Annotated in this window: 18 protein-coding genes and 2 pseudogenes; 5 read left to right on the forward strand and 15 right to left on the reverse strand. The window is 61.9% G+C overall.

The annotated features are described in order from the left end of the window. Nucleotides 1–15 precede the first annotated feature (15 nt). Complete coding sequence (locus tag B6S01_RS07280) at nt 16–246, forward strand: hypothetical protein (protein WP_051908194.1); 231 nt, start codon at nt 16–18, stop codon at nt 244–246. Here B6S01_RS07280 and B6S01_RS07285 read toward each other — a convergent pair whose 3' ends face one another. The 10 genes and pseudogenes from B6S01_RS07285 to B6S01_RS07330 all read right to left on the reverse strand — a co-directional run bounded on the left by B6S01_RS07285 (nt 247) and on the right by B6S01_RS07330 (nt 11,652). Next, nucleotides 247–1,677, reverse strand: coding sequence for a hypothetical protein (locus B6S01_RS07285; RefSeq protein WP_037464330.1), 1,431 nt, complete (start codon nt 1,675–1,677; stop codon nt 247–249). A 5-nt stretch (nt 1,678–1,682) separates the two neighbouring features. Then, nucleotides 1,683–3,398, reverse strand: coding sequence for a hypothetical protein (locus B6S01_RS07290; protein ID WP_051908193.1), 1,716 nt, complete (start codon nt 3,396–3,398; stop codon nt 1,683–1,685). Between the two features lie 472 nt (nt 3,399–3,870). After that, a complete protein-coding gene (locus B6S01_RS21020) occupies nt 3,871–4,047 on the reverse strand; it encodes a hypothetical protein (protein ID WP_156103341.1) in 177 nt (58 codons plus the stop codon). Between the two features lie 134 nt (nt 4,048–4,181). Further along, nucleotides 4,182–4,934, reverse strand: a complete 753-nt coding sequence (locus B6S01_RS07295; protein WP_156479353.1) for a hypothetical protein — start codon at nt 4,932–4,934, stop codon at nt 4,182–4,184. Between the two features lie 18 nt (nt 4,935–4,952). Next, nucleotides 4,953–7,250: a TonB-dependent receptor gene (locus tag B6S01_RS07300; RefSeq protein WP_037464325.1), complete on the reverse strand. Its 2,298-nt coding sequence runs from the start codon at nt 7,248–7,250 to the stop codon at nt 4,953–4,955. A 203-nt stretch (nt 7,251–7,453) separates the two neighbouring features. Continuing rightward, nucleotides 7,454–8,038: a TetR/AcrR family transcriptional regulator gene (locus tag B6S01_RS07305; RefSeq protein WP_156103340.1), complete on the reverse strand. Its 585-nt coding sequence runs from the start codon at nt 8,036–8,038 to the stop codon at nt 7,454–7,456. Nucleotides 8,039–8,280: 242 nt separating this feature from the next. Further along, nucleotides 8,281–8,784 (reverse strand): hypothetical protein, encoded by a 504-nt coding sequence (locus tag B6S01_RS07310; RefSeq protein ID WP_197689929.1) that lies wholly within the window; start codon nt 8,782–8,784, stop codon nt 8,281–8,283. Continuing rightward, entirely contained in the window at nt 8,775–10,049 is a 1,275-nt protein-coding gene (locus B6S01_RS07315) for a hypothetical protein (RefSeq protein WP_081570324.1), read from the reverse strand. Before B6S01_RS07315 ends, B6S01_RS07310 begins: the two co-directional genes overlap by 10 nt. A gap of 444 nt (nt 10,050–10,493) precedes the next feature. Next, nucleotides 10,494–10,919 (reverse strand): annotated as a pseudogene (locus tag B6S01_RS21585) (tyrosine-type recombinase/integrase); the annotation flags it as partial. Between the two features lie 241 nt (nt 10,920–11,160). Then, nucleotides 11,161–11,652: pseudogene (locus tag B6S01_RS07330) on the reverse strand (SDR family NAD(P)-dependent oxidoreductase). A gap of 529 nt (nt 11,653–12,181) precedes the next feature. Between B6S01_RS07330 and B6S01_RS07335 the strand changes: the two are divergent. The 4 genes from B6S01_RS07335 to B6S01_RS07350 all read left to right on the forward strand — a co-directional run bounded on the left by B6S01_RS07335 (nt 12,182) and on the right by B6S01_RS07350 (nt 17,073). Then, the gene (locus B6S01_RS07335) at nt 12,182–12,829 is read left to right on the forward strand and encodes a TetR/AcrR family transcriptional regulator (protein WP_037465090.1); all 648 of its coding nucleotides are present in this window, start codon (nt 12,182–12,184) and stop codon (nt 12,827–12,829) included. 119 nt (nt 12,830–12,948) lie between these two features. Next, nucleotides 12,949–14,001 carry a Gfo/Idh/MocA family protein gene (locus tag B6S01_RS07340; RefSeq protein ID WP_062792988.1) on the forward strand — a complete coding sequence of 351 codons (1,053 nt, stop codon included), beginning with the start codon at nt 12,949–12,951 and terminating at the stop codon, nt 13,999–14,001. A gap of 6 nt (nt 14,002–14,007) precedes the next feature. After that, nucleotides 14,008–14,955 (forward strand): hypothetical protein, encoded by a 948-nt coding sequence (locus tag B6S01_RS07345; protein WP_051908188.1) that lies wholly within the window; start codon nt 14,008–14,010, stop codon nt 14,953–14,955. Between the two features lie 90 nt (nt 14,956–15,045). Beyond that, the gene (locus B6S01_RS07350) at nt 15,046–17,073 is read left to right on the forward strand and encodes a molybdopterin-containing oxidoreductase family protein (protein ID WP_081570328.1); all 2,028 of its coding nucleotides are present in this window, start codon (nt 15,046–15,048) and stop codon (nt 17,071–17,073) included. A gap of 797 nt (nt 17,074–17,870) precedes the next feature. Here B6S01_RS07350 and B6S01_RS07355 read toward each other — a convergent pair. The 5 genes from B6S01_RS07355 to B6S01_RS07375 form a co-directional block, all read right to left on the reverse strand. Further along, nucleotides 17,871–18,608 carry an SDR family oxidoreductase gene (locus B6S01_RS07355; RefSeq protein ID WP_037464297.1) on the reverse strand — a complete coding sequence of 246 codons (738 nt, stop codon included), beginning with the start codon at nt 18,606–18,608 and terminating at the stop codon, nt 17,871–17,873. Beyond that, complete coding sequence (locus B6S01_RS07360) at nt 18,608–19,825, reverse strand: hypothetical protein (protein WP_231567973.1); 1,218 nt, start codon at nt 19,823–19,825, stop codon at nt 18,608–18,610. The genes B6S01_RS07355 and B6S01_RS07360 overlap by 1 nt, the downstream gene beginning before the upstream one ends. A gap of 28 nt (nt 19,826–19,853) precedes the next feature. Further along, the gene (locus tag B6S01_RS07365; protein ID WP_157704811.1) at nt 19,854–20,984 is read right to left on the reverse strand and encodes an MFS transporter; all 1,131 of its coding nucleotides are present in this window, start codon (nt 20,982–20,984) and stop codon (nt 19,854–19,856) included. Nucleotides 20,985–21,089: 105 nt separating this feature from the next. Beyond that, the gene (locus B6S01_RS07370; protein WP_051908186.1) at nt 21,090–23,432 is read right to left on the reverse strand and encodes a TonB-dependent receptor; all 2,343 of its coding nucleotides are present in this window, start codon (nt 23,430–23,432) and stop codon (nt 21,090–21,092) included. A 352-nt stretch (nt 23,433–23,784) separates the two neighbouring features. Next, nucleotides 23,785–26,034 carry an arylsulfatase gene (locus B6S01_RS07375; RefSeq protein ID WP_081570330.1) on the reverse strand — a complete coding sequence of 750 codons (2,250 nt, stop codon included), beginning with the start codon at nt 26,032–26,034 and terminating at the stop codon, nt 23,785–23,787. Nucleotides 26,035–26,057: the final 23 nt, after the last annotated feature.

The raw sequence follows: 26,057 nt of genomic DNA on the forward strand, positions 1-26,057 counted from the left end.
GCAGGGAGACGGAAGATGGCGCCAGCATGTTTTGAAGGAACCGGTACCACGATCGAAGAGGCGCTCGATGCCGCCCACATGCAGATCCCGATCCCCGTGGGGAGCGACATCACGGTATCGCGCGTAGTGGACTGGGGCATGCAATATGGCGGGTTCATTCCGCAGCGGACCTTCTGGGTGATCGTCGAGGAAGACCCGAACGGAACTCATCCTCTGAACGCCGGCGCCGAGCCGGCCGGCGACTGATCACGTGTCCGGCATCTCACGCGCCGCGCGTCGGCGCGCGAGATCCTCGAACCAGGCGGGCAAGGTCTCATAGGTCGGCATGGGGTCGTCGGCTGCCATGATCAGCGAGCGCGACCAGAGAATGCCGGTGTCATAGTAGTGGCGGCAGTCCATCGCGCCATCGACCTCCAGCCAGTGGCTGGCCTCGGGGAGCAGTTCGGTCGGCAATGGATGGCGCGCGAACGGGTTGTGAAAGACTTCCAGTTCGGCGCACCAGGGTTCCCAACCCTGCGGCCAGAGCGTGCGGTACTCGTCGGAAAGTACATCAAGACAGAAGGGAATGCCTTCAAGCGCGCCAGGATTGCGATCGTAGAAGCGCCCATATCGTACATAGCGGCCGACATGGGACTGCATGCCGCGGCTCAGCGCGACGCGGTTGAATTTGCTGAGCGCGCAGGCATTGGTGAAGATAACCGCTGACAGCTCGGCATGGACATCATCGCGAAACAACCCCGCCGGAAATTCCGAGGGACCGAGCAGTCGCTCGACCTCATAGCCGGCGGCAACGCGCTTACCATCGATCTCGATCGCTTCCGCGCCGAAGCCATAGAGATAGCCGAGCAGGGCTTCACGGCTCCAGACCATCGATCCCGGGGCATGGAAATCGGCGAGTGCGATCGCAAAGGGGTGCCCTGCGACATGGTCCATCTCGGCGTAGCGACGCTGCAGCTTGCTGCCGATGGTCTTGGCGAAGCGCAGGGCGGCCGTTCCGAAAAACAGTTCTTCATTCTCCTCGGGCTGGATCGATGGCATGGCACCGACCGGTTCGAAACGCTCCTGCGGATTGGCGGTGACCGCCTCGACCCAGGCGGTGCCGCCCTTGCGATTCTCGATGCGGAAGTCCGGGAATTCCATGGGCTGCGTCACCAGCAGGCCCTGCTCGCGGAACGAGGCAAGGAGCTGTGCCTCCCAGAGCCGGGTATGGAAATTCCCGGTCTGGCAGTCGGCGGCCCAGTTGCGATCGGGGCGCGGTAGCGAAAGATAGAGCTGGTTGAGCAGCCAGGCGACATTGCGATGGCTCTTCGCCGTCAGCATCTTGAAAATCTCGCTCGGCTCGCGCCCTTCGACATCGTACAGCGCTGTTCGCCGCTGGATGCCGGATGGCACTTGTTCGGGCGGCTCACCCTCGCGCAGCTCGACACGCGCGCGATCGCGCGCCGTGTCGATATCGGCAAGACCCAGCAGGTCACAGGTCCTCGCCCAGACACCGTCGGTCCGACGCCGCATGACGATCAGTCCGAGATCGCCATGATCGGCGTGACGCGTGATGATGGCCAGGGCCTTGCCGTCGTCGGCTTCCCAAGCCTCGTGCGGGATGCGATCACCAAAACCATGGCCGTGCGGCAGTGCGAGTGCGTAGATGTCGAACCTGCCGAGCGGAACCTCGATCATGTCGCTCAGCGTGCCGCGGCGTCGTCGGTGCCGGCATAGCCATCCCAGATGTCGCGACCAAAGGACGGCGAACCATCGCCCCAGCCCGAGGTTTGCCAAAGAATATCGAAGGCCTCGTTCAGCTGATTGCCGGGTTGCGCGAGGGGGTCCGCCAGTTCGACGACGGGGAGCAAGAAGCCAGGCCGCCGGATCAGGCGACCGCCGCCCCGGGCGCGGGTCAGCTCGACATCCTCGACGCCGTCGAAGCCGATCGCCAGCAGCGCCGGGCCGCCAAGCCCCACTTCTGCCAGGCACACCGCCAGTCGCTCGACCCCCGCGACGATGCGGCCTTCGAGGTCGCGGCCATCGACCAGGATGCGGGGATCATCATCGATCCGCGATCCGATTGTCGCCTCGAACTCGATCGCGCCCGGCCGCACGAGGCGGGTCCGCCAGCGAGATTCAACATTGGGCTTGCCGACATTGCGCGGCACGTCGGCACTCCACCACTGATCGCCATCGGCATCGGTCGCGACACGCGCATGGACATCGGGCGCGAACTGCAGCTGCGCCTTGGCGACTTGCGCTGGCACAAGACGCGGGCGTTCGGCAATGATCGCCGGCACCAGCCGGATCTTCACGCTCGGCTTGCTGACGATGCCGGGCACGCGGCCGGTCACCTCGTCATTGCCGAGCCGTTCGAGCAGCGCCTTCGCCGCTTCCCATGGATCGGCGGCGGCAGCGGGTGGCGCCGCGACCACCCCGGCGGCAACCCGCACCCGATCTCGCGCGACACGCTCGAAGGCGTCGAGCGCGCCGGCGAAGGCGGTCGCCGCCTTGTTCATCTCGTCCACCGCGCGAACGGTCGATGGTTGGGTGCCACGGCGACGATCCTCGTCGGTCTTGGGCGAGCAGAGCGCGATATTGGCGTCGAGCACGAAGAGATATTGGCCGGTAAGATTGCCGAGCGCCTCCGCCCGCGCGCGCACCTCGGCCCAGGCGGCCTGCAGCGCGCGATCGTGGAACTCGAACCGCGCGCCGCGCCAGTCCTCGTTCATCTCGTAAAGCGGGTTCAGGATATCGCGACGGAACGGCTCGCCGAAATTGTGGTCGTGGAAGAAACGCTGGAGCCTGACCGGAAACTGATCACGGACCTTGCCGAGCAGGTCGACATCGAGCGGATGCGGTTCGGCCGGTGCTGCCGCTGGCGCGGCGACCACCGCATCATTTAAGATCGCCCGCAGCGCGTCGCGAAGGCCAAGGGCCAGACCGACACGCGCAGCGCGCCGTTCCGCCTCATCGGCATCGTCAGGGCAGTTGTATAGGATTGGCCGCCGAAAATGCTGCAGGTCGAACGGCAGCGGATGGTCCTCGGGCGAACCATGGGCGATGTTCATCACCGAGATGATCCGCCGCCAGCTGAGCGCGCGCAGCGCCCAGCCATGTTCGAGCAGGACATTAGGGTTGGGCATGAGACGGCCATCGGACCGGGTCGCGACATAGGTCAGGTCGGAGAGGAAGGCGGTGGCGGCATCGACCTTGGCAAAGATCGTCTCGACCAGCGGCGGCGAGCCGGGCACGCCGCTGGTATCGCGGTCGATCGCCAGTTCGCGGTGCGCCGGATCGATCTCGGCGTCGGCTTTGATCGCCGCAATTGCGTCGCCGAGCGCGCGCTCGATCAGATTTCGCCCGGTCAAGGGCAATCGGTCGATCTGCCAGGAGAAGAATATGTGCTGCGTCATGCCTGCGCGATCCTAATCGCAACAGGGAGCCGCTTCTAGCAAAGACCGATCAAGAGGCGGGCGGCGATAAGGGCTCCCGCTGATCGCCCAGCGGCTCGATGCCTCGTCGCCAACTATCGCTTCCACTGTCGGGCGGTAAAGCACACATACGCCACGGTCACGATCGTCGCTTCCAGTATCGCTGCCCGGTTCGCGCCGATTTCCAAACAATCGTTATCCCTCGTGGCCCCTCGGCCTTTGCCAGCTGGCGATTACTTATCCGGACGCCTAGCTGAACCTATGGCAGCTTTCGAGGAGGTGCTCCAGCATGCCGCATGTCTGCGAGTCGGCGGCAATTTCCATCCGGTAGCATTAGCAGAAGCCGACCAACCTTGGTCATTGCCACCGCACGGATAAATGTCCGGTCATGCGGAAAGCCGTCAATCGTACCTGTCGAAGCCGACGATCGGCAGAGCGCCAAATCCGAGCCGTGTTACGATTTGGTGGAGCTTATAGGACTGACAGCAGCGGCTGCGACATATTGAGGCGGCGGCTGGCGGATTTCCGCAATCACGCCGAACACCTCGGTGATCGAGAAGTTCGGCTTGATCTGCGTGACCTTGCCAATCCGATGGCGAAGTCCGCGCCGGTGACGCAGACTGTCAACCAACCGGAACTGCAGCCGAGCGGAATATCATAAGGCTGTCAAAAGCGCCTTGATTGTGGGGGGGCTAGCAACACTACAACACCTCTTCCACGTGGCTGCCAGAAGTGTAAACGCGGTCACTTACGCCGATCAGCTGACTACCGCTGTCTTTGCCCGCTTTTCCTATTTTGATTATTGATCACCTCCATCCCCATGGAGAGGGCGGGTGGCACGGGCAGGTTGGCAGCCTTTAGTTCGGCGACCAAGCCCTCCATATAGTTACTGTATCCACCCTGCTTGATCCAACTCTCCTGAACAGCATTGTTGGAAACAGGTTCGATCCACTTGGTTTTGCGCCCCAGCTCATCAAAATAATGGATGTCAGTGACCCAGGTATGGGGCTTGCTGCCGTCCTTCATCGTACCTTCATACTTGGTAGCACTGATCACCACATTTTCATCTCCCGTGATGTGGTAATCCGTGATCCGCCAGTCAGGCGTACCGCGCCAGAACACCTTCGCCTCTACGAGACCGAATTTTACTCCTTCCGCGGGGTCGCCGTGCTGCACCGGCATCGGGCCTGACCCGGCAAGGTCCAAGGTGGCGTTCGGCGCCCATGCCGATAGCTTTTCGTCCCCGGGCAGAGGAGCAGGGAAGCTGTGGGTCTTGTAGGCCACACGATAGCCTTCAATGCCTTGGCGCGCCATGTAGAGGTTGCGTGCGCGGCGTTCCTCCTTGGTGAGGCCGGGCGTGCCGACCGGGTAGAGCGGCACGCCGTCAACGACGCGGACGGGCGCGGCGTGCGAGGCAGCGGAAGTCGCCTGCTTCTCAGCTGCAAGCGCAACGGTGGGCAGCAGCAAGGCGAAGGCAGTCAAACTCGACAACGGCATCAGGCGAGGTGAAGAGTACATGGATAGTTCCTTCCTGGATCAGAAGTTCACCCGGGCGAGCACCCCCACTTCACGCGGCCGGCGAACCGTCACGGGCGAATAGCCGGTGGGCGCACCGAACAGGCTAAAGATCGGGCCACCGGCGGCAACCCGTGTTCGTTCATTGAAAATGTTGCGACCGAAGACTTCGATCGATGCATTGAGGCGGGTGAAGGTAACGCCGGCGAAGGCATCAGCCCTGAACGTTGACGGGACGACGCGACCATCGTTCGAATCTTCGGCGCTCGGTGCATAGTTAACGAGCCCACGAATATATCCGCTCGCACTCTTGCCCAGCGCAACGCTATATTCGGTGTTGGCGCTGATCTGCCACTTCGGCAGGGATCCAAGTGAAGCGCGGGAGTTGCAGCGGCTGAAATAGCGGCCCGCCTGGACGGCTGGTATTCCATTGGTGTCCGGCTCTCCATCCCCGTTATAATCGTTGCATGGGATCGCCGCGTTGTCGAAATGCGCATTGGCGTAGCTGGCGGTGAATTGAGAAGTCCACCCCGCCATCATGACGAGGCGCATATCGAGTTCGATTCCGCGTACGCTGGCGTCCCCATTATAGGTCGGACCCAGGCTGCCGGAACCGCAGGGATTGGTGCCATCGGGCGGCAAGCCATCACGCGTCGCAAAGACCGTTCCGGGGATCAGGCCGATACCGTTGGGATTGCCCGTGCAGACGATGCCCTGCACGTTCGAGATGAAGCCATCGAACTTCTGATAATATCCAGCTAGGGTGAAGGACAGGCGATCATCGAAGAACAGGCCCTTCACGCCGACTTCGAAGGAATCCGACTTCTCCGCGCGATAGCCGAACTCGTTCGCCGGGATTTGCGGATTGCTTTCGATCAGGAACTGTTCGTCACCCCCAGGACGAAATCCGCGGCCCCAACTGGCATAAACGGAGAGATCATCATGGAACTGGTGAGTGTAGCTGGCGCTACCGGTCCAGGCGTTACCAAACGGAGTTGTCGATCGGCGTGCGCCCACCTCCACGATGTCATCTGGGGTGAAGGTGAAGCGATGGGTTGTGAAATAGCCCATCTCAATCTGGTGTGGCGCGTCGCTTGTGTCCACCTGGGTACAGGGCAAACCAAAAGCGGCAAGCGGACCGGGCGCAGCAAGGCAGTTACCATTCGCTCCCGTGAAGTCAATCAGCACGCGCGCATCCAGATTGGTGTTCTGGCGGTAGATGCCCACTCGATAATTCCAGAAATGTTCGCCGGTTCGCTCGAGCCGAAGTTCATGCGTCCACACGCGTGTGCGCGAGACTGTATTGTTGTACAGCTCCACTGGTAGCCGGAAGAATGGCGTGCTGAGTAGACCGTTGCCGGTATCGAGATCTTGTACAAGATCATAGGTGGTCGTCTGCCGTCCACCGATATAGCTAAGGCGGTGACCGGGCAGATCCCAGGAGGCATTCAAGGTCGTGATGGACGTGCGGGTGCCGTTACGGTTCGCTCCGTCCGCTACCGACCGGCGGTCGCGAGCCGAAATCGTCCCGAACTCGCCCGTGCCCTCTACCTGGGCTAGCGCGATCGCATCTGCGTCCAGTTCCTGGTGGACAAGGTCGAACCGCAGATCGGGCGTGGGCGCCCAGGCGACGCTTGCGCGGCCGCTCCATGTTTCAGATCGGTCGCGGATGTCATTGACAACGCCGCGCACATCGGCGCCGCGTCCTTTTTCGTAAAGCCCGGCCACGCGCAGGCCGAGCTTGTCTCGGACAATGGGAAGGGAAAAAGCGCCCTGAATGTTCACCGTATGAAGGTTCGTCAGGCTGCCCATCAGATAGCCCTCGACATCTGTCAGCGATGCTCGCCTTGTGCCGATCAGAATCGCGCCTGAGGGCCCGGTGCCCGCACGGAGTGTTCCTTGAGGGCCGCGCAGCACCTCGATTTGGCCAACGTCATATTGCGACTGGATCTGCGCCGCGCGCTCCGACAACACTTCGTTGAAATAGATGTCCACGGTCGGTCGGGTGAGGCTGAGTGCGTTGAATTTCACACCGCGCAGAGAGACCGTGCCGCCGCTGATATCGAGGCCGGGGACAAGCTTTTGTATGTCGGCGAAGTTGAACAGGTTGAAGCGTTCAATATCCCGTCCGGTGACGACGTTGATAGATTGCGGAACGTCGATCAAGCGCTCCTCACGCTTTTGCGCCGTCACAATGATTTCTGCAGTAATTGATGGATCTAGCGCATCGGACTGCGCCAGCGCAGGTGTAGCCGCCAAGGCAAACACGAGGACACCGACTGCCGTCGAACAGAAAAGAGTGACCCGGTCCAATTTCATTATACCCCCCTTTTCGGGCATGCTTGCCCGATCGCCGATACATTCTGTTCGGCGTCGATGTGCTGTGTATTGCGGTGATGTAGAGGAGCCGGGCCGGCTATGGTGAGCGGATCATCGTCGCACATCCTCCCTAGGGCAGTTATGTTATGAACCCATGGGTACAGTTTTGGACGACGTCGTCAAGCGGCTTTTTGCATCTGGGTTCACGTCTTCAGACAACCTGAAATGATGTCGATCGCCTGGTCCGCCTCTGCAATGAGTGCGTCAATTTCGGGCGGCGTTTGGGCACCTATAAGACATTGATAATGAGAGCCCCCGTGCAACAGGGCGCGCAGTGCTGCGGCAAGTTCGCCTGCGTCCACCAGTTCGCCGTCAGTTTCGGCCTCGATCGCGGCGCTTACATGGAGCCAGATGTCATGTTCGCTTCCCTCTGCGAAGATATCGGCAAAATTGTCGTTTTCAGCAATCATGAGCCGCATCATCGCAAGAGAATAAGCGTTCATCACGAGGATGAGGTAGGTGCGCCCAAAAGCCCTGAGACGGTCGATCAAGGCGCCTTCACCAGCCAGCTGAGCCCTAAGATGATCCATCGTCGGGCGCGCGCCTTCAACGATGATCGCTTTCAGCAGATCCTCGCGCGATTTGAAATAATTGTAGATCGTGACTTTGGAGCAGCCGACTTCTCGAGCGATGTCGTTGAGCGTCGTGCCTTGGTACCCACGCTGTTCAAAAACGCGTGCAGCCCCGGCCATTATCTGCTGGCGCTTCGCCTCTGTCTTCTGTCTCAAGCCAATGCTCCTGCTGCCGACCTACCGGTTGGCTATATTCGTCCGTTTCGACACACCAGCCTAAAAAGCGAGGCCCAAGCTGTTTCAAACCTCAGACTGAAGAAAAGATGAGGTGTGACATCACTTGTTTGGCACGGCGCTGAGCTAGCCACCTTCAACCGTGACAGCGGGCCGCATCAATGATCGCCTTTTGGATGGGTGCCTTAAGTATCGGACGCTCGCAGGATTCAACGAAATACACCTTAGGAGGACGGGCCCTCGACGCAATCCGGTCCGCCACCCTTGACCCGGTTGCCGACCATCGATGCGCTGCTTCGCTGACTAAACTCCGCCCGGATGTGGCACAGCGGGGCGGACTGGCCCGCCTTCATCCGGTTGCCAGCGACATCCACCAAGCCCACCACATTGCCGCTCAGCGTTCCGGCACCCTCTCCGGAAGCAAAGGCTCCCGCGACGAGTATGCCACGCTTCGAGGCTCCGATCCGATTGTCCCTCACTATGACTTCCGAGAGGCGGTTCCGGTGAATGGCCGCTGATCCCTTAAACTTCTCCGCCGTCAGCGCGCCGCCGGTCACAACGATGCCAGTCTCCGCCCCGCTGATGCTGTTGCCTTCGTAGCTGAGGCCTGCAATTTCATTGCCGGAACTGGCACCGGGAGCGCCCACATTTAGCACAGGAGCGGAGAAGGCGCCGATCGCGCATCCTTCGATGGTGTTGCCTACGACCCGCACATTCTTCAGGGACAAGCCGGTCGCAGGCGGGCCGCCCATTTCTGGGAAAGCTGCGATGGTGGTGATGCCATAGGAGCAGGATTTAAGGGACGCGATCCTGTTCTGCGCAATCCGGATATCTTCCATATGGATGTTGCGGGTCGCGACATCCCCCCCATCAGCGCTTCCACACCGGCAATGAACAGCACATGGCCATTACCCAGCACCTTGTTATTCTCGATGCGGATGCCGGTGACGCGCACATCAGACACCTGCCCATTCACCGAAACCGCGCCCCAGATATAGACGGCGGGATCTCCTGCCTCGGGATCGAGAGCGATATCGTTTCCAGAGATGTGGAGGCGGTTGAGCACAGCGCCACGGTTGGCGGCGAAGAGAGTCTGAAGTGGCTGCACCTGCACCCCGCCCGCAAAGGCGCGAACGGTGTTGCGCGATATCTGGACATCCTCGACGACGACATCCTTCGCCGTGGCCGCGCCCTTCGCCACGGCAGCGGTCGCGCCTGTCACTGCGATAGCTGTGTGCAGCTTACTGGGAAAGCTGCCGCCGAAATGCGCGGGGCCAAGGAACGTATTCCCTTCGATCAGGATGTTGCGCAATGCGCTCCGCTCATGTCCCGCGCTGACGCCGCTAAAAGCAATGCCGCCACCCTTGTGAAACTGGTTATTAATGACGCGGACATTGGTCATGCTAGCCGCGCCGGTCGCGGGACGGAAGATTAGGCCGTCGATGAAACGCTCAAACTGTGCATTGCGAATGGTGAAGTCGGAGCTTTCAATAACGAGGGCAGCGCCTCCCAGCGGTGCGCCGCTGGTCAGGGTCTGAGCGTTGACCGTGTCAGTCGCATCGTCAGGCCCATTGGTGAATCGCACCCCCTTTCCGTCAATCTCGTCGCCACCATTGCCGGCGAGGACAGGCATGAAGGACTTTGTCTGGAGGACAGCGAAATCCATCTCTGGCTTTTTCGCAATCTGGAGCGGGAAGCGGACGACGCGTTCCTTCACCGCGAAGCGTATCCGGTCGGCCCGCCCTACTCCTGGCACGCCCCGCACCTGCCGCCGTTCGCTGACGGACAGTTGCGCCAGCGCCAGGCCGCCATTAGCGAGGCGGATCGCCTCGGCCAGAGCGAGCCTGTCGTCGCCCTGCTGGCCGAGGGCATCGCTGTCATTGACCAGCAGGGTTGCGCCGGAGGCCTTGGACGTATCCTGGCCGGCCGCCGCAGCACCCGCGCCGCAGAGGGCGCCAACGACGATGACCAGCTTCCATGGGGTGGGTTTCATCCGGTATATTCCTTGCTCAGATCAGATGTTGACACGTGTGAGATAGCCGGGTTCGCGAGGAGGGCGGGGCCGGGGACGGGCACATAGCCCGTAGGCGCGCCGAAGAGGCTGAAGGTGCGGCTGCGCCCGGTTTACGTGTCTCCCCGTTGAAGTTGCGATCGAGAAAATCCAGCGAGGCCATGATGCAGGCCAAGATCAAGCCCGCAAACACGTCTACCAGAATGTCAGGTTGCCTCCCGGCCCCGCGTCCTTATAGTGAGCGGTAGATCGCGCGCATTCCTCCTACCCAATCCTTTTTATGAACTTGACGGTACAGTTTACGATCAGGCTGTACAAGCCGCTTCTTTCACAGTGTCGTTCTTTTTAAATGTTCTGGGAGCAGGGCACCCAGTGCTCGGCTGTGCTGGCCGCGCCACCTGTCAAAGGGGCCGCATGGGTCAGTTAGTCATCAACGAGCCGGGCACGCTGGCGGGCACGAGATGACCTTTGTGATTAATGCGACTTGGAAAGACATAATCGTCCACGGTGCCGCCCCGGCGTTCAAGCCAAGCTAACAGGCTGGCCCGGGCGTCAGGGAGTAGTTCGAATTGAACCGATCGACTGGTTTTTTGCTGCATCACGATTGCGCGCGTTCGGATTAGTCCGCCGGTGACAATGTCGCCGATTTCATCTGCACGAGGTCACCGCCACGTAGCTTACTGTCGATCGTCAGGTCGAACAGGGCTCGATCCTGCAGCGGCGGTGCTGATTGAGGTAGAAGCGGATCTCCCAAATCTGCTTCGGCTTCAGCACCCGTTTCGCACCGACAGTGCACCCCGCATTCCAGACTTGACGCTTGGAAGATGTGATTTCGGATCCAGGCATTTCCATGTTCATTCGCCGATGGCCAGAACTGGCCATCGGAAGAACAACTGCCTCCCAAAGAGGAAATGCCTTGAGGCCCGTGCCGACCAACTTTCGCCGTTTACCACCCGGTTAGCGAACGGCCGGTTGTTCCGGAACCTGTCGTCTGAGGTGGTGCCGCCTTTTCCTCCAGAGAATCCCCTGCAGGGTGGGTAGAGGACCTTCGCCTGGAATTATCTTCCGGTCGAAGGCTGCTTTTAGTGGCGGGTCACAATCCGAACTCACGGAACAGGTTGGGCGACCCGGTCCCGACAGTCACGCCACCATCCGCCACGATATTCTGCCCGGTGATGAAGGACGCGTCGTCAGACGCCATGAATGCGATGACGGCGGCGATCTCTTCGGCGCGGCCGTCGCGTTCCAACACCGCGGCTTTTGCCTACATCTCCGAAACGACGTCGGGCGTTCTGTCCTGCATCGCATAATGATGAAGCCGGGACTGACGCATTTGACCCGGATGCCCTCCAGCGCCGTGCTCCAACGCAAGGGATCGCGTCAGATTGATCACGCCTGCCTTGGCCGCATAGTAGCCGTTGCTGCCATAATCCCCGCGCACGCCAGATAAGGAGGATTTGCTGACGATCGTTCCCTTGCGCAGCGCAAGATGCGGAATGGCGGCGCGCGTGGCGTAGAAGATCGAATGAAGATTGATGTCGAACACCTTGTGCCAATGCTTGTCCCTGGCGGAAATAGCGACCATACGCCGCCGCTGCGTCGGCCGGCTTGGTGACGAACAGCGTCTTGAAGTCGGGACGGGCCGCGAGCTTGCGGTGCTCGCGTTCGAAAGTCTCGGCGAGTGGACCCTTCTTTGGTCCCTGATCGCTATAGATGCGGTAATCTGCAATTGAGGGTACAAAGAACAGCGACAGCGTCTTGATACCAAGAGGGCGGTTTCGCAGCTCGTTGCGGAAGTGATACGCAGTTGGCCGTGTCGCACCGGCTTCGGGCGCTCGCTGATCAGGATTGGTCAGGCCTGTATGTCACGGCTGCCACAGACGCAGCGGAACCACTTCACCGCGTCGTCGACATCGAATGTCCAGCCCGCTCCTTGAAGCCTTCGGCCGCCTCCCAGTCGCCTTACACAGTGACCGTCCGCACGCGGCACTCCACCCAGGCGCGCATGATCGTCCCCATCATAGCCCATGCCGGGCCGCGCCAATATCCGCTTGAGCCTGTGGTGCGGCCTAGGTTACCGCAGCGCAGGTGCATTGAGAACGAGATGGGACGACGTGAGCAATCTTTGCGCGGAGAAGAGGTTGTTGCCAGCGAACAGCCGCGCTGCTTACTTACTCCGGCGTCGCAGCGCCACCCGCGCGGCCATTCTGCTCGCGGCGCGGGATGTGTTTGCCCACGCCAACTACCCGGACGCGCGGGTGGAGGACATTTTCCGACAAGCGGGCGTGAGTCGAGCAACATTCTACATGCATTTTGCATCAAAGCTCGAGCTTGCTTTTGCAATTTACGACGAAATCGCACCTCAGTCCGCCGCGTTGTTCGCGAGCCTGCCGCGAGCTGCGCAGCACGGGCTTGGGGGTGTCGAGGCTTGGCTTCGCCGGTTCGTCGCCTTCCATGTCGAGCATCGCTACGCGACGCCGCTGATTGCGCAGCTACAGCTGTTTGAGAAAGAGTTCCGGGGGCGCATCCTTGAGGATACGGAGGCCCTAATCAACGCGCTCGGCGACGGCGGATGCGAAAGCTTCCGACGGGCACAAGGTCAGAGCGAAGCCGCGGCGCAACAGCGTGTCCGTGCCAGGCTGCTTCTTAATCGGATCGCCGCCGCGTGCGCTGCGATGGCTCGCGGCGAGATCTCGGCCACTGAGACGCCACTATATCTGGACCTGCTCGCGCGCGAGCTCGTGCAGTTCATCAAGGACTGACGCAGACGCTGACGCCAACTAGCTGGACGCCACACCAGACTCGGAGTACAGTCTCAAAAAGCGCAAGGGCGAGGAGGTCTGGCAAGATGCGGCGTGGAAGCGCGATTAGGGTTGGTTTGGTGGGCGCGAATCCCGGTTACGGCTGGGGATCGAGCGTGCACCGCAGGGTGATCGAACTTCTGCCGGATTTCGTACTTGAAGGCGTTTGCACCACCCGCGAGCAGACCGCGCGGGCCGCGGCGGAAGCTTTCGGCGCACCGTTATGGTTTACCGACTCCTCCGAGCTGGCGCGTCACCCCGATGTTGATCTGATCGCGATCTGCGTAAAGGCGCCTTTCCATTATGAGATCGCGCACACTGCATTGACCGCAGGCAAGCACGTCTACTGCGAATGGCCGCTCGCCTTCAGCATTGAGCAAGCCGAGGAACTTGCCGCCCTTGCAGTCGAGCGCGGCCTAAAGGCAATGATCGGGCTGCACATGCGCGGATCGCCGGCTATGCGCCAGGCGCAACGCCTGATCGCGGACGGCTATTTGGGAGATCTCTTCAGCATCAATCTGCACGCGCGGCTGTTCGGTCCAATCATGCGGGCCATGGCGATCCGGTCCGGCGGCACCACGTTGCGCTCAATTTACGGTGGCCATCTGCTTGATGCCGTCGATCATTATTTCGGGGGCATCCAAGAGTTCGAGACGCGGGGAGCGATACATTTGCCTCCCCTAGACGAGACCGGTGCGCCAATCGACAGAGACGCCTTCGATCACCTCCAGTTTCACGGCCGTCTAAGCAACGGTGCGCTCTTCAACATCGATCTGTCCGGCGTAACGATGACGGGGATGGGCACAACGTGGCGTATCGACGGTCGGGAGGGGGCGCTCATCCTCGCGACACGCGATCCCTCTCTGCCCGCCATCGAATCTGTGGTGTTGCAGGGTGCCAGGCAAGGCAGCGCGTTTGAGGCGATTCCGATCAGCGCGGAGTTCGAATGCCCAGGTGTCCCGTCCGAGCCTGACCGCTATCCCGCTTATCCTGGGTCATTCGCTTCGCGTGAGGCTTTGAGCGCAATCGCCAACCTCTACACCGAGCTGGGTGAGGCAATCCGAGACGACGCACAGCTGTCACCCGACTTCGGTCGTGCCGTAGAAATTCAGCGGCTGCTCGCCATCGCATGATCGGCGATGCACTTAACGATCGATGCCAATGCTGGAGAAGCAGATATGACTACGCATTCTGATCCCAAAAACCTTTCCCCTCAGACGGCGGCCGAAGAGATCACCTCGGGAAGTCCCGTCTTCTATCTAAACGGGCGGCGGAAGATCACCACCCCGAGCAGCCTGCTTGTCAGCTCCTCACCCTGGCTCAATGACGCGCGGGTGCGCGAGTGGACTTCGACGGAGAGCCTGCGCCGGAACGGGCATGACTATCCACTGCTTTATGGCCTACCCACGCTCATGCAGGCAGTCGATGAGACATGCGATATCGACCACGTCGAGCGGCTCGTCCAAGAAGAAAGGTGCAAGAACCCCGCCTTCGATCGATGGCTCTCCGAAGGGTTCATGTCGAGCTACGCCAAGGAGGATCTGCGCGAATATCCCCAGGGATCAGTCGGACGCCAGCTGTTCGAATATATGGAAGAGCATGATCTTTCGCCAGAGTTGAACTCGCGGCTGCTCGCCGATCCCACTTGGAAGCCGGCGAATACATTCGATTTTTGGAACTTGCGTATGGGGCAGACGCACGACTGCTACCATATCCTCGGCGAGATCGGCTTCGGATCGGTGGCGGAGTATTTTATCACCGGGGTAGTCACGGGCAACTGCTTTCGCTACCTCAGCCCTGAACTAGCGGGCGCGTTGATGGCCACTAACACGCTCATCATGTTCCCATGGATGACGCGCACGATGCTGCATTATCCGGGTGCCTGGCCGACGCTGTGGCGAAACCTCACATATGGTTACGACATCGGCCAGCAATCAGACATGATCTTTGCAGCCAAGTTCGAGGACATTCTCCATCTGCCACCCGCCGAAGCTCGCGATGTGCTGGGATGGCGCGGCTTCAAGGGGCCGATTGATAGTCGCGAAGCATCGCTGATCTTCGGCGAAGGTCGAGAAATTATTCCCTGAATCAAAGATGGTGCGTTGAAAGAGACAGCCCTGTTGCACTCTTCTGCAGGAGAAGGTGCGAGTAGGCAGAGGTAAGAAAGGGACGTCTAAGTGGCGATTCCGGAGGAGAGGCTATTCATCTGCCGCAGTTGCGTGGCAGGGTGCGGCCTGATTGCCCATATCGAAGGCGGTCGCGTCCTGCGTGTCAGCGGCGACCGCGCCGATCCCGTCGCCCGAGGCTATAGCTGCGCCAAGGGCCGAGCAATCCCGACGCGCCACGAACAAGCTGGACGCCTGTCGGTGCCGTCGATCCGCGGCCGTGAGACCAACTGGGAAGACTGCCTCAATGACATAGCGGGCGGGTTTAAACGGCTGCTGGCGAAAAGCGGCCCCGACAGCATCGCGCATTATGCGGGTATGGGTCTCTATGTCGACGCGCTCGGCTGGTGGAGCCTCGAGCGCCTGTTTGACGCGATCGGCTCGGCACAGCGCTACACGACCTATACGGTCGACATGTCGTCCGTGTTGCGGGCGTGCGAGCTGGTGATCGGGTTCCCATTCCTGCCGCACTGGACTCCGGAAGATGCCGACACGCGGCTCGCGATCCTGATCGGCACCAATCCCAGCGTGTCGCATGGGCACACGATCGGCTTTGCCAACCCGACCGCACGGTTGCGCGACTTCCGGGCGCGAGGCGGCGAACTGTGGGTGATCGATCCGCGCGCGACGAAGACGGCCGCGATGGCGAACCGCCATATAGCGCCGCGCCCCGACAGTGACGGCTTCGTGCTCGCCTGGCTGATCAGGGAGATTCTTCGTTACGGGGCGGACGAAAAGGAGCTCGCCACCGCCTGCACCCCGGCCGACGTGCAGGCGCTGCGCGATGCGGTAGAGCCATTTACGCTCGATGCGGTCGCGGCTGCCGCCGACGTGCCGGCGGAAGACCTGATAGAGCTGCTCGGTGCGATCCGCCGCCACAAGCGGCTGGCAATCCTCGGCGGGACCGGAGTGTCGTTCGCGCCGAACGGCTTCGTGACCGACTGGCTGCGGCTTGCCCTGCTGATCGTGACGGGTTCGCTCGATCGGGCCGGCGGCATGCGCTTCAATCCGGGCGGTGCGATGCGCATGGAGGCGATCAAGTGGCGTGGTCATGCGTCGGCGGACGGCGCTGCCCCGCCTGGACCACGTAGCCGGCCGGAACTGCGCCAGGTGGTGGGGCAGCGCCCGTCCGCAGCGCTGGTCGACGAGATCGAGGCAGGAGAGATCCGTGCGCTGATCCTCGCGGGCGCCAATCCGCTCGGCGCGCTGCCGCAGCCGGAGCGGCTGCGCGCGGCGCTTGCCCGGCTAGACCTGCTGGTGCTGGTGGATTGTTTCGACACCGAGCTCACGGCGCTCGCCACTCACGTGCTGCCTTCCGCCTGGCAGTTGGAGCGGGCTAACATTAGTCTGCTCGGCGACCGGAGTCATTATGCGCCGGCCGTGCTCCCGGTAGCCGGCGAGCGCCGGCAGAGCTGGTGGATGTTCGCGCAAATCGGCGATCGGATCGGCCGACCACTGTTTGATGAGCCGGTGGCGGACGAGGAGGACATTTTCCGGCGCTTCACTGCGCATGCGCGCGACGGGCTGGACGCGCTGCGCGCCGCTGGAAGCCATGGGGTGGCAGCCCCGGTGCTGTACGGATGGGTGCGTGACAAGGTACTGGAGGAGGGACGCTGGCGACTGGTGCCGGGGCCGATGCCGGCACTGCTCGCCAAGGCCTGGGCGGAGCAAAGCGGGGAACCGAGGCTGGTGTCCGGGCGGCGGATGAACAGCAACAACTCAGTGCATTATGCAGGCGCGGAGGCGGGAGGGCCGCCGGCGATCGCGATCAGCGCGGACCTTGCCGAAGCAGGCGCTATTTCCGACGGCGCGACGCTGCGTATCTGCACGGCTGCGGGCGAGCTGATTGGACGCGCAGCGCTGGACCCGTCGCTGCGGCAGGGGGTGGTCTGGGTGAACCACGGTTGGCTCGATCAGAACGTCAATCAGCTTGTGGACGGTGATGCAATCGAGCCGCTGCACGGCCAACCTGCACAATCGGGGATCCCGGTCCGCCTCGAGCGCATCAAAATCGATGTGCGACGGGGCGCAGACAATTGAAGGATGAACATCATGCTGGGCAGGATCGTCATCAGCGCGGCGGCGGCGTCGTGGCGGCTGCTTGAATACGTCGATCCGCGCGGCTGCCGGCGTCTCGCCAGGTGCGACTGCCGACGCCGTCCCCCGGCGACGTCATCATTGTCATGTGTAATCTCGACAGCCACAAGAGCGCCAGGATCCATCAGCTGATCCGCGCCGCTGGCGCCAGGCTGATCTTCCTGCCACCCTAATCAGATATACGTCGCCCTTTGTGCTTGAAGAGTGCAAGGAACGGCGCCGCATAGGCCGCGTCGAGCGACCTCGGCCGGCAGTTGAGCGGCAAGTGCCGCTGGCCACTCTCCGTAAAAAAAGTCAGCACCTGCACAAACCACCGCTGCATATCGGGGGTGACGTTTCGCTGCGGTACGTCGAGCGTTCGGCTTCTAACCGGCCGATGAGTTGGAGTTTAATCAGGGCACGGACCTACTAGGCACGATCAACGAGGATCGAGGGATCAAGCTGCGCGCGCAGATGATCAAGTTTGCCGAAGGCGATGCCATCGGACTGCTTAGTGCGTCGAGGCGGCCTGCCTCGGTCCGCACCACCGGCGCAAGCTCAACCACTATGGCCTCACGCACCTGGCAATCTGGGATGACGAGTTCGAGCGGCCCGTGGCCAGGCAACCACGCTGGGCAAAATCTTCGTCGAGGAGGCTATGTGGTAACACCGACCATCAAGGCCAGCACGGCCCTGATCCAGGCGGTGGGCGGATTGAGCTGTTGAAGCCTGTTCGCGGCTGAAGGCACCGTCGGATTCAGTCAGCCGGTCTGGATCGTCGGGGTGACCATGATCTCGTCGATCCGGACATGCCGCGGCAGGCCGGCGACATAGAGGACCAGATCAGCGCAATCCTCCGGCTGCAGGAGCCGCGCGCGGGCCTCGGCCGCCGGAGGCGTGGGCAGTTGATCCAGCAGGGGAGTGTCGACGCCCCCGGGTGAAATCACGGTCGACCGGATGCCTTCCAGCGCGACCTCCAGATTGAGCGACTCGTTCATCGCGATCAGGCCGGCCTTGGCGGCGGTGTAAGCGGGGCCGGAATAGACCGCCACGCGCTTGCCGGACCATGATCCGATGTGGATCAGCACTCCGTCGCCAGCGGCGCGCATCGGGGCAAGTGCGGCCGAAGCGGCATTGAACGCGCCCGACAGGTTGGTGGCGATGAGCGCGTTGGCCGATTCCGCCGGAAGATCCGCCCAGCGGCGCTGCGGGATATTGTACCCTGCAGCGCCGACATAGAGATCGAGGCGGCCAAAGCGTGCGACGATCCGATCGACGACGGCACGCGCCTCCGCCGGATCGGCGATGTCGAGCGGCTCGACCACCGCCGTCCCGCTGCCTTCCGCAGCCTCCGCGGCCGCTGCAGAAAGCGGCTCTGCGCGCCGCCCGCTCAGCACCACGACGGCCCCAGCGCGCGCGAGGGCGAGGCCGCTGGCTCGCCCGATGCCGCTGCCGGCACCGGTGATCCACGCAACCCGCCCCGCGAGTGACGGCGCCATCAGGGCACAAGCTCCCCGGACAAGATCGCGCGATCGTCCGTCAGGATCGAAACACCCTTGCTGCGCAGTTCGTCGAGCGGGACGAGGTGGGCGCGCACCATGGGCGGCGTCTCGCACTTGATGAAGCGCAGGGTCATCGTGCCATGGACGTGATCGAAACTGTCGATCCAGTTGCCGCCGATACCAGGGTCTGATTCGGCGACGATGACCCGGCAACTGCCGTCCGCTTCCAGCACGGCGCGCGCTTTGTTGATGTGGCCGCCAAGATGCTCATAGGTATCAAGATTCTCCTGAAAGATGTTGAGCAGCTGGAAGATCCACTGCTCCGCGGGCGGCACCTCGAAGTGGAGCACGAGCGCCATGTCGCGCGGCTTGTCCCACGCACCGAACGCATGGTGGCGATCGGCGACGCCGCCATTGCTGAGGTAGACGGTGCGCGAGAATTGGAGCTGGTTGGGGCGGTTGCCGAGATTGTCGAACCACCAGGCGCGCGGCAATTCGGCATAGCCGCGGACCATCTGCGCCGCACGGGCGAGATTGGTGGCAAGCTCATGCGGGCGGAGCGGCCGCTGCTTGGGCTTGTCGAGCCGTTCAATGTGCATCACGGGATTGATCTCATTCGGCCGATCCTGGTGAACGACGCGGACTAGGAGGCCGACGGTGCTGTCGTCGATCGGTAGCCAGTCCTTCCCTTCCACCTTCTCACGCGTGCAATAGACCTCGAAATTGCCGTCGGCGTCGAAGTGGATCGCGTCGCTCTGTAGAAAGGCGGTAGTGTAGAGCATCGCAGGATCAAATTCCTTGAGGCTGTCGACGCCCGCCGCTGCCCAGTCTCGCTCGCCGACGTTCCGATCCTGATCGGCCTTCCAGGCGGCCATCACGAAATAGGCGATCGTGCCGCGATTGCCCCAAACGCGATATTCGTAGCCGGGCTCGTACCATTCGGACAGCAGGTGATCCTGATCCGGCGAGGTAGCGCTCATGCTGCTGCGGAACGGAATGTCACGCAGGCGCGGATGATCCGGTTCGCTATTCTCTACGAATCGCTCCAGACCGCTGCGCACGTTGCGCGACAGGTAACGAAACCACTCGGTGCGATCGAGGTCGTCGAGTTCGCCCCAGCGGGCGATCTCGTGCCCCGTCAGCCGGATCGTCTCGCAGAAATCATCCCATGCACGACCGTCCAGCAGGCGCTGGGCTGCTTTATCATTGGCCATAGTCATCCTTTCGATGTTGATGTGTTGATCAAGGGCACTGGCTGCTCGTAGATTGATCGAAAGCGCTTCCTCGGATCAGCGAGGCAAGCAGGGCAACAAAGAGCAGGGCAGAGAGCGCCGCGAAGCCGCCACTGACGCCGAACGCGGCGCGCAGCGGAAGCACGACGAGCGGGCTCAGGAATTCGCTAAGAAAGATGGCGCCGAACATGAAGCCGATCGCGCGCCCGCGAAGCCCGGGAGAGGTGCGCGCGATCAGCAGGCTAGCGAAGAAGGGCGAGAACAGACCGGTGCCGAGCCCCATCAGGAAGCAGCCGAGCGCGGCAAGGCCGGCCGTACTGACCATCGACAGCGTGGCCGTACCCAACAGATAGGCGGTTAGGATCAGCCGGAAGGTGCCGGCTTTGCCCAACCGGCCCCACACGATCGGGAACGCCGCCGCCGCCAGGATCGTGGCGAAAGCGCTGCATGCGATCACGCGTGAGCGGATGATCGGATCCTCGATCCCGTTCGCGTGCAGCAGGAACGGCACCTGCGTGGCGGGCATCATCATCAGCCCCGCCATGGCGACGATGATCGCGTAAATCGGCCATAGCGAGGTCAGCGACGCCAGCGGCTCGGCAAACGCGACCGCGGCTTGCGGCGAGCGCGGGCGAATGGCGGGCACCGATGCCACAGCCGCAAGCAGCAGCGGCACGGCAACCAGGTAGATTGCGAACGGCGCGCGCCAGCCGCCGGGCTGGGCAATGATACCGGAGATCAGGACTGCGCTCATCGCCGCAATGCCGGCTATCGAATCCTGCGCCGCGATTAGCCGGCGGCGCGCGGCCTCGTCATAGCGCGCGCCGATCAGCCAAGTCGCGACCGTGGCGATGCTCGCGCCGGAAAAGCCCATCACGAAGCGCGACGCTAGCAGCACAACTGGATCGTCCGCCCACAGCCCGGCGGAGCCGCCGAGCGCAAAGCCGGTGAAAGCAACGATGGTCATCGACCGCGGGCCGATGCGGTCGATCAGCCAGCCGCCCGCGGGCGCGCCGACCATCAGCCCGATCGCGGGCGTAGTCATGATCCATTGGGCAAGCATCGTTCCGCCCGCCTGCCCCCGGAAATGCGCTGCGATCATCGGCAACACCGGCGCGATCGTGCTGAACGTCAGCGCCATCAGTGGCGGCCCGGACAGCATGACCGCGATCAGCAGCCACCCGCGCCATCCGGGGATCGCGCGGAGCGCCGCCTGCGCGTCATCCTGTCCGACCGACGGCTTCATCTAGTAGCGGGCCCGCAGGGTGACACCGACTATGCGCGGCTCTCCCAGGAAGCCAGTGATCTGGCCGGCGTTGAACCCGGCGACGGCAAGACTCGTGAAGTAGTTTTTATTGAACAGGTTGCGGGCGAAGACGGAAACGTCAATGGCACCGTCCATGAAGCGCAGGCCGGCGCGTGCATTTACCAGTGCATAGCCATCGACGACCGTAAAGGCGGACAGGTTCGAACTGCTGTTGTAGCTGGACTTATAGCTGTAATCGGCGCCGAAATAGCCCTCGGTCCTGCCGCTCAGCGGCACCGTGACGTCGCCGCCCGCCGAGACGGACCAGCGCGGCGCGCCCGGGATCTGTCGCCCGGTGAGATCGCAAACGGTCTGCAGTCCGAAAAACTCGGGTGCGCACGGAGCGTTCCTGAAGGACAGGAATTCGGCATCGACATAGGTGGCGGCGGCGTAAAGGTTGACGGCTCGGCTCGGCATATAGCGCACCTCGAGCTCCGCCCCACGGGATCGGACCTTGCCTCCATTGGTGAGATAGCTGGCCGAGCGCGACGGGTCGAGGATGGTGGTCTGATAATCGTTGATCGTGGTGTTGAAGATCGCGCCGTTCAGGATCAGGTGCCGGTCGAGCAGGCTGCTCTTCACTCCGAGCTCGAAATGATCGACCGTCTCCGGCCCCACCGTCGGCGCGACGCCGGGCGGAACGTTGGTAAGGTTGATCCCGCCGGATTTGCTGCCGCGCGCATAGGTCGCGTAGGCGAGGATTTCCGGCGTGAAGTTGTATGCTACGTTGATCTGGCCCGTCACGTTGCTCTCGTGCGTCCGCGCCGTATAGGCGTTGGTGAGCCCAAAATTATTGCGGATCCCCTGCGCTGGGACTCGGATCGCGTCGGGCAAGCCGGAGATGTCGGGGCTTTCCGACGTCGTCTGGTTGAAGACACCGCGCTTGGTCTCGTCATTGTAGCGCAGGCCCAACGTCACCGCGAGCGCCTTGGTTGCATGCCACGTCGCCTGCCCGAACGCCGCGTAGCTGCGTCCGCGAAGAGTCGAGACACTGCGGACGGTGAAGCCGTTCAGGGCCGCGTTGTTTATCGCGTTGGCGGCGCCGAGCGCGAAGGCTGGTGCATCCGGCCCATATTGAGTGAGCTGATTGACATCCACGTCGTGGTCATAGAAATAGCCGCCGACGACATAGTCGAACGTCCGCTCGCCGGTAGAGGCGATGCGCAGCTCCTGCGAGATTTGGTGGTCGTCGATCACCTGCTGCGCGCGTGAGAAGATATCGAGCGCGATACCGTCCGCGTCCACCCGCGGATCGAAGCGCCACCGCCGCCATGAGGTGAGCGAGGTGATCGCAGCGCCGTCCAGCTCAAGCACCGCCTCGCCGGTGAAGCCGTACTGCTCCATGTTGATCCGCTGCCGTCGATTGGCGTCGTTGCGCCGGGCAAAGGGATCCACGGGGAGCGGCGTATAACCCACCTGAGCGGCCCGGGTGAGAAATGGCCGCGGGAGCGGGGTGCCATCCACGCGGCGATCGATCAGGTCGGGGATCACGGCATAGCAGCAGCTGTCCTGAAGGCTGGAATAGTCCGCGATCAGGCGGAGCCTGAAGGTCTCGCTCGGACGGAACAGAAGCTGCGCCCGCGCCGAATCATTGTTGCTCTCGTTCACGCCCTGCCCGCTGATCGTGTTGCGGACATACGCCCCATGCTCCCCATGGGAAAGCGTCACGCGCGCAGCGACGCTGTCGCTTAGCGGTCCTGCGAGGCTCAGCCGCCCGCGATAGGTGCCGCGGCTACCAATCGTGCCTTCCACCATCGCCTCCGGTTCGAAGGTCGGCGCGCGGGTGATGATGTTGATTGCGCCGGCGGTGGTGTTCTTCCCGAACAACGTGCCTTGCGGCCCGCGTAGCACCTCGATGCGATCGAGATCGACCAGCTCGAAGGTCGATTGGCCGGGCCGGGCGAGATAGACGCCGTCGACATGGACGCCGACGCCATTCTCCAGCCCGACATTGCTGAACAGGGCATTGGCGCCGAGGCCGCGGATATTGACGTTGGTGTTGTTCGGGTTGACGACCGAGATCAACATGCTCGGCAATTGTTGCTGGATCTGCTGCAGTCCGAAGCTGCCCCGTGCCTCAAGCGTCGCTCCGCCGATCGCGGTCAGCGCGATCGGAACGTTCTGCGCGGTCTCTTCGCGACGGCGCGCGGTAACGACGATGTCACCGGGTGCGAGTTCCGCGACAGCGGAGTTTGGAGCGGGCTCGCTCTGCGCCAATGCTTGGGAGGCCAACATGGCACAGGCGAGCGACGCCACCCCGAGCGACGCGATATGTGCACCCATGAGACGTCCCCTCTTTGCCCCGGCACCCCCAGGAAGAGGTGCCGCACAGCCGCAATTTTCCGGATTCTGCTTACCAGGATGTGAAAGAGGTTGCCTGATCAACGGCGATGAGTTCCGGCTTTCAGCCAGTTCTACTTGAAGACGGACATCGGGCGATGGATTGCACCATGGAGGGAGAATATGCCGAGGAGACTTGGCAGCGCCAACACGTCTCCCTACGGTCTTCTGTGAACGGCGGCAGCGGGCATCAGGATTAGATAGATCCGCGTTTCCATGCTCGTCATTGTTATGCATGACAACCACTCTCCTGTATCTCTTTTATTATGTGCGGCTTGGCCGCCAGGCGGCTCACTTAATCGGTGTTGACTACGACTTCCTTGAGTTGCTCCTTCGGAAACGCAAACGCCTGCTTTTCCGCATAGGCGTCGCTAACTGGTGATCCGACATCGAGACCAATGTCCGTGCTCGACCAGGAGATAGACACTGTCGGCGTTGACTTGAGCTCCATGCTGCCAACGGATCGCCCGTCGATCGTGAGGGTACCCCTGCCTACAAAGTCCCCGGTTCTTTCGAACCGATATCCCAGTTGCGATTGTCCGATGGGTACCTGCGCGCTAGAAGTGACGACCAAATGCTTACCAAAGTCGTTGAAGTCAAAGTGAAGGCGGTTTTCCTTGACGTAGAATACGTAGCCTCCAAATCGATCACCTGACGCTATAAGGACGCCTTCGGCGTTTAAGTCCTTTCGATCGACAAAAGCGGTTACAGCAAATGACTTATTCAGAACGCGTGGTGAGGCGTCAGAGGGGATCTGCTGTGTACCGGCGAAATACCGGTACTCGTTCGGTGCTTTGAGAGCCTTGTGAAAGGCCGGGTCGCGGAGGCCGCGGTCGTCCAGCGGTAGAACGTTGTACTTTTTGGCTTCTTGCAGCCATGTTTCTTTGAGCTTGGCGACTATCTGTGGATGTCTGCCGGCTACGTTGCGGGAGGCAGAAAAATCATTCCGCTGATTATACAACGCCCATGCGTCCGTTTCGAATGGTTGTCCGGCAATGTGCAATGCGGTGGCCTTCCAGCCCTCGTGCCAAACCGCTCGTTGCCCCCACAGCTCGAAATATTGCGCGCGGCGCGCTTCTGGCGCCGCCGGATCGGCAAACGTCGCGGCGATACTAGCGCCTTCGAGCGGCTGCTGCGCAACGCCTCGGAAAGAGGTGGGGACCTCCACGTCAACCACGTCGAGTATGGTCGGTGTGATGTCAATGATATCTACGAACTGCGGTCGTACCGCGCCTTTCTTTTGAATACCCTTCGGCCAGGAAACAATAAGAGGCGCCCGTAAGCCTCCTTCGTTAACGCTCTGCTTGTACTGGGTGAACGGTGTGTTGCTGACCATTGCCCAGCCCAGCGGATAGTTGCTGTAGGTGCGATCGGATCCGACCTGGGGCAAACGTCGCACCAGATCATCCAGCGCCTCTGTTGCTCGTGCTGTGTTGGCGACGCTGAACGTCAGATTGGTTGTTCCGTGCGCCTCTCCCTCCGGGCTAGCACCATTGTCCGACATCACGACGATGATGGTGTCGTTGCGGAGCCCTGCGCGGTCGAGGAAGGTCAGCAGCCGCCCGATTTCAGCGTCGGTATGCTCGAGAAAACCGGCATATGCAGCTTGAAGCCGGGCGGCGACCTTCTTCTCTCCGCGGCTCAAGCTATCCCACGGCTTAACATCGGAATTGCGGGGCGGGAGCCTCGTATTTTTCGGGATAAGGCCGAACTGCTTCTGTCGTGCAAAGCGCTTTGCACGAATGCGGTCCCATCCCTCCGCGTAGACAGCATTATACCTATCGATAAATCGTGCCGGCGCCTGATGCGGCGCGTGAGTTGCACCGGGTGCAAAATAGAGGAAGAACGGCTGCTCGGGGTCGCGCGCTTTCACAGCCTGAACTAGGCCTATGCTTCGGTCGACCATATCCGTCGTGAAGTGATAATCAGGAGACTTTGGCGCAGGCACAAGCGTATTGTCCATGACCAACTCTGGGTGGAACTGATCCGCCATGCCACCAATGAAGCCGAAATACTGGTCAAAGCCGCGCTGGAGCGGCCACTGGCTCTTGTCGTTCGCGCCGTGCGCCGCCGACATGGGAGCGAGATGCCATTTACCGACGGCAAAGGTGCTGTAGCCAGCCGGACGCAAAACCTCCGCAATCGTCGCCGCAGCATGGCTGATCTCGCCACGCTTCCCTGGCGCATCAGTTACCACATTAGTCAGATTGCCCATGCCGACCGAATGGCTGTTGCGCCCCGTAAGCAATGCGGCGCGCGAGGGTGAGCAAATCGCCCGCGTGTGGAAGGCGTTATAGCGCAGCCCCTCGGCAGCTAGCCGATCGAGATTCGGCGTAGCGATTTCTGAGCCGAAGCTTCCAAGGTCGCCAAACCCCGTGTCGTCCAGGAGAATGTAGATGATGTTCGGCTTACTGGCGTGAGCGACACTCTCGGGATTGTGTCCTGCCATCGGTCTCCCGCGGGCGACATCAGCCTGCGCCGCCTCGGCGTTGGCCGCGGTAGCCACCACGAAAAACATACCGGTTATGAGCTGCATGGCTCGCATTGTGTCCTCCCCGCTCGCCTACA

The organism is Sphingobium herbicidovorans, from assembly GCF_002080435.1.
In the GTDB taxonomy this organism is placed as follows: domain Bacteria; phylum Pseudomonadota; class Alphaproteobacteria; order Sphingomonadales; family Sphingomonadaceae; genus Sphingobium; species Sphingobium herbicidovorans.

Excerpts from the sequence above, each read along its gene's own strand:
- B6S01_RS07375 (WP_081570330.1), bottom strand. The coding sequence starts at position 26,034 with ATGCGAGCCATGCAGCTCATAACCGGTATGTTTTTCGTGGTGGCTACC.
- B6S01_RS07300 (WP_037464325.1), bottom strand. The coding sequence starts at position 7,250 with ATGAAATTGGACCGGGTCACTCTTTTCTGTTCGACGGCAGTCGGTGTC.
- B6S01_RS07355 (WP_037464297.1), bottom strand. The coding sequence starts at position 18,608 with ATGGCGCCGTCACTCGCGGGGCGGGTTGCGTGGATCACCGGTGCCGGC.
- B6S01_RS07295 (WP_156479353.1), bottom strand. The coding sequence starts at position 4,934 with ATGTACTCTTCACCTCGCCTGATGCCGTTGTCGAGTTTGACTGCCTTC.
- B6S01_RS07285 (WP_037464330.1), bottom strand. The coding sequence starts at position 1,677 with ATGATCGAGGTTCCGCTCGGCAGGTTCGACATCTACGCACTCGCACTG.
- B6S01_RS07365 (WP_157704811.1), bottom strand. The coding sequence starts at position 20,984 with ATGGCGCTGACGTTCAGCACGATCGCGCCGGTGTTGCCGATGATCGCA.
- B6S01_RS07315 (WP_081570324.1), bottom strand. The coding sequence starts at position 10,049 with ATGAAACCCACCCCATGGAAGCTGGTCATCGTCGTTGGCGCCCTCTGC.
- B6S01_RS07370 (WP_051908186.1), bottom strand. The coding sequence starts at position 23,432 with ATGGGTGCACATATCGCGTCGCTCGGGGTGGCGTCGCTCGCCTGTGCC.
- B6S01_RS07280 (WP_051908194.1), top strand. The coding sequence starts at position 16 with ATGGCGCCAGCATGTTTTGAAGGAACCGGTACCACGATCGAAGAGGCG.
- B6S01_RS07345 (WP_051908188.1), top strand. The coding sequence starts at position 14,008 with ATGCACTTAACGATCGATGCCAATGCTGGAGAAGCAGATATGACTACG.
- B6S01_RS07360 (WP_231567973.1), bottom strand. The coding sequence starts at position 19,825 with ATGGCCAATGATAAAGCAGCCCAGCGCCTGCTGGACGGTCGTGCATGG.
- B6S01_RS07290 (WP_051908193.1), bottom strand. The coding sequence starts at position 3,398 with ATGACGCAGCACATATTCTTCTCCTGGCAGATCGACCGATTGCCCTTG.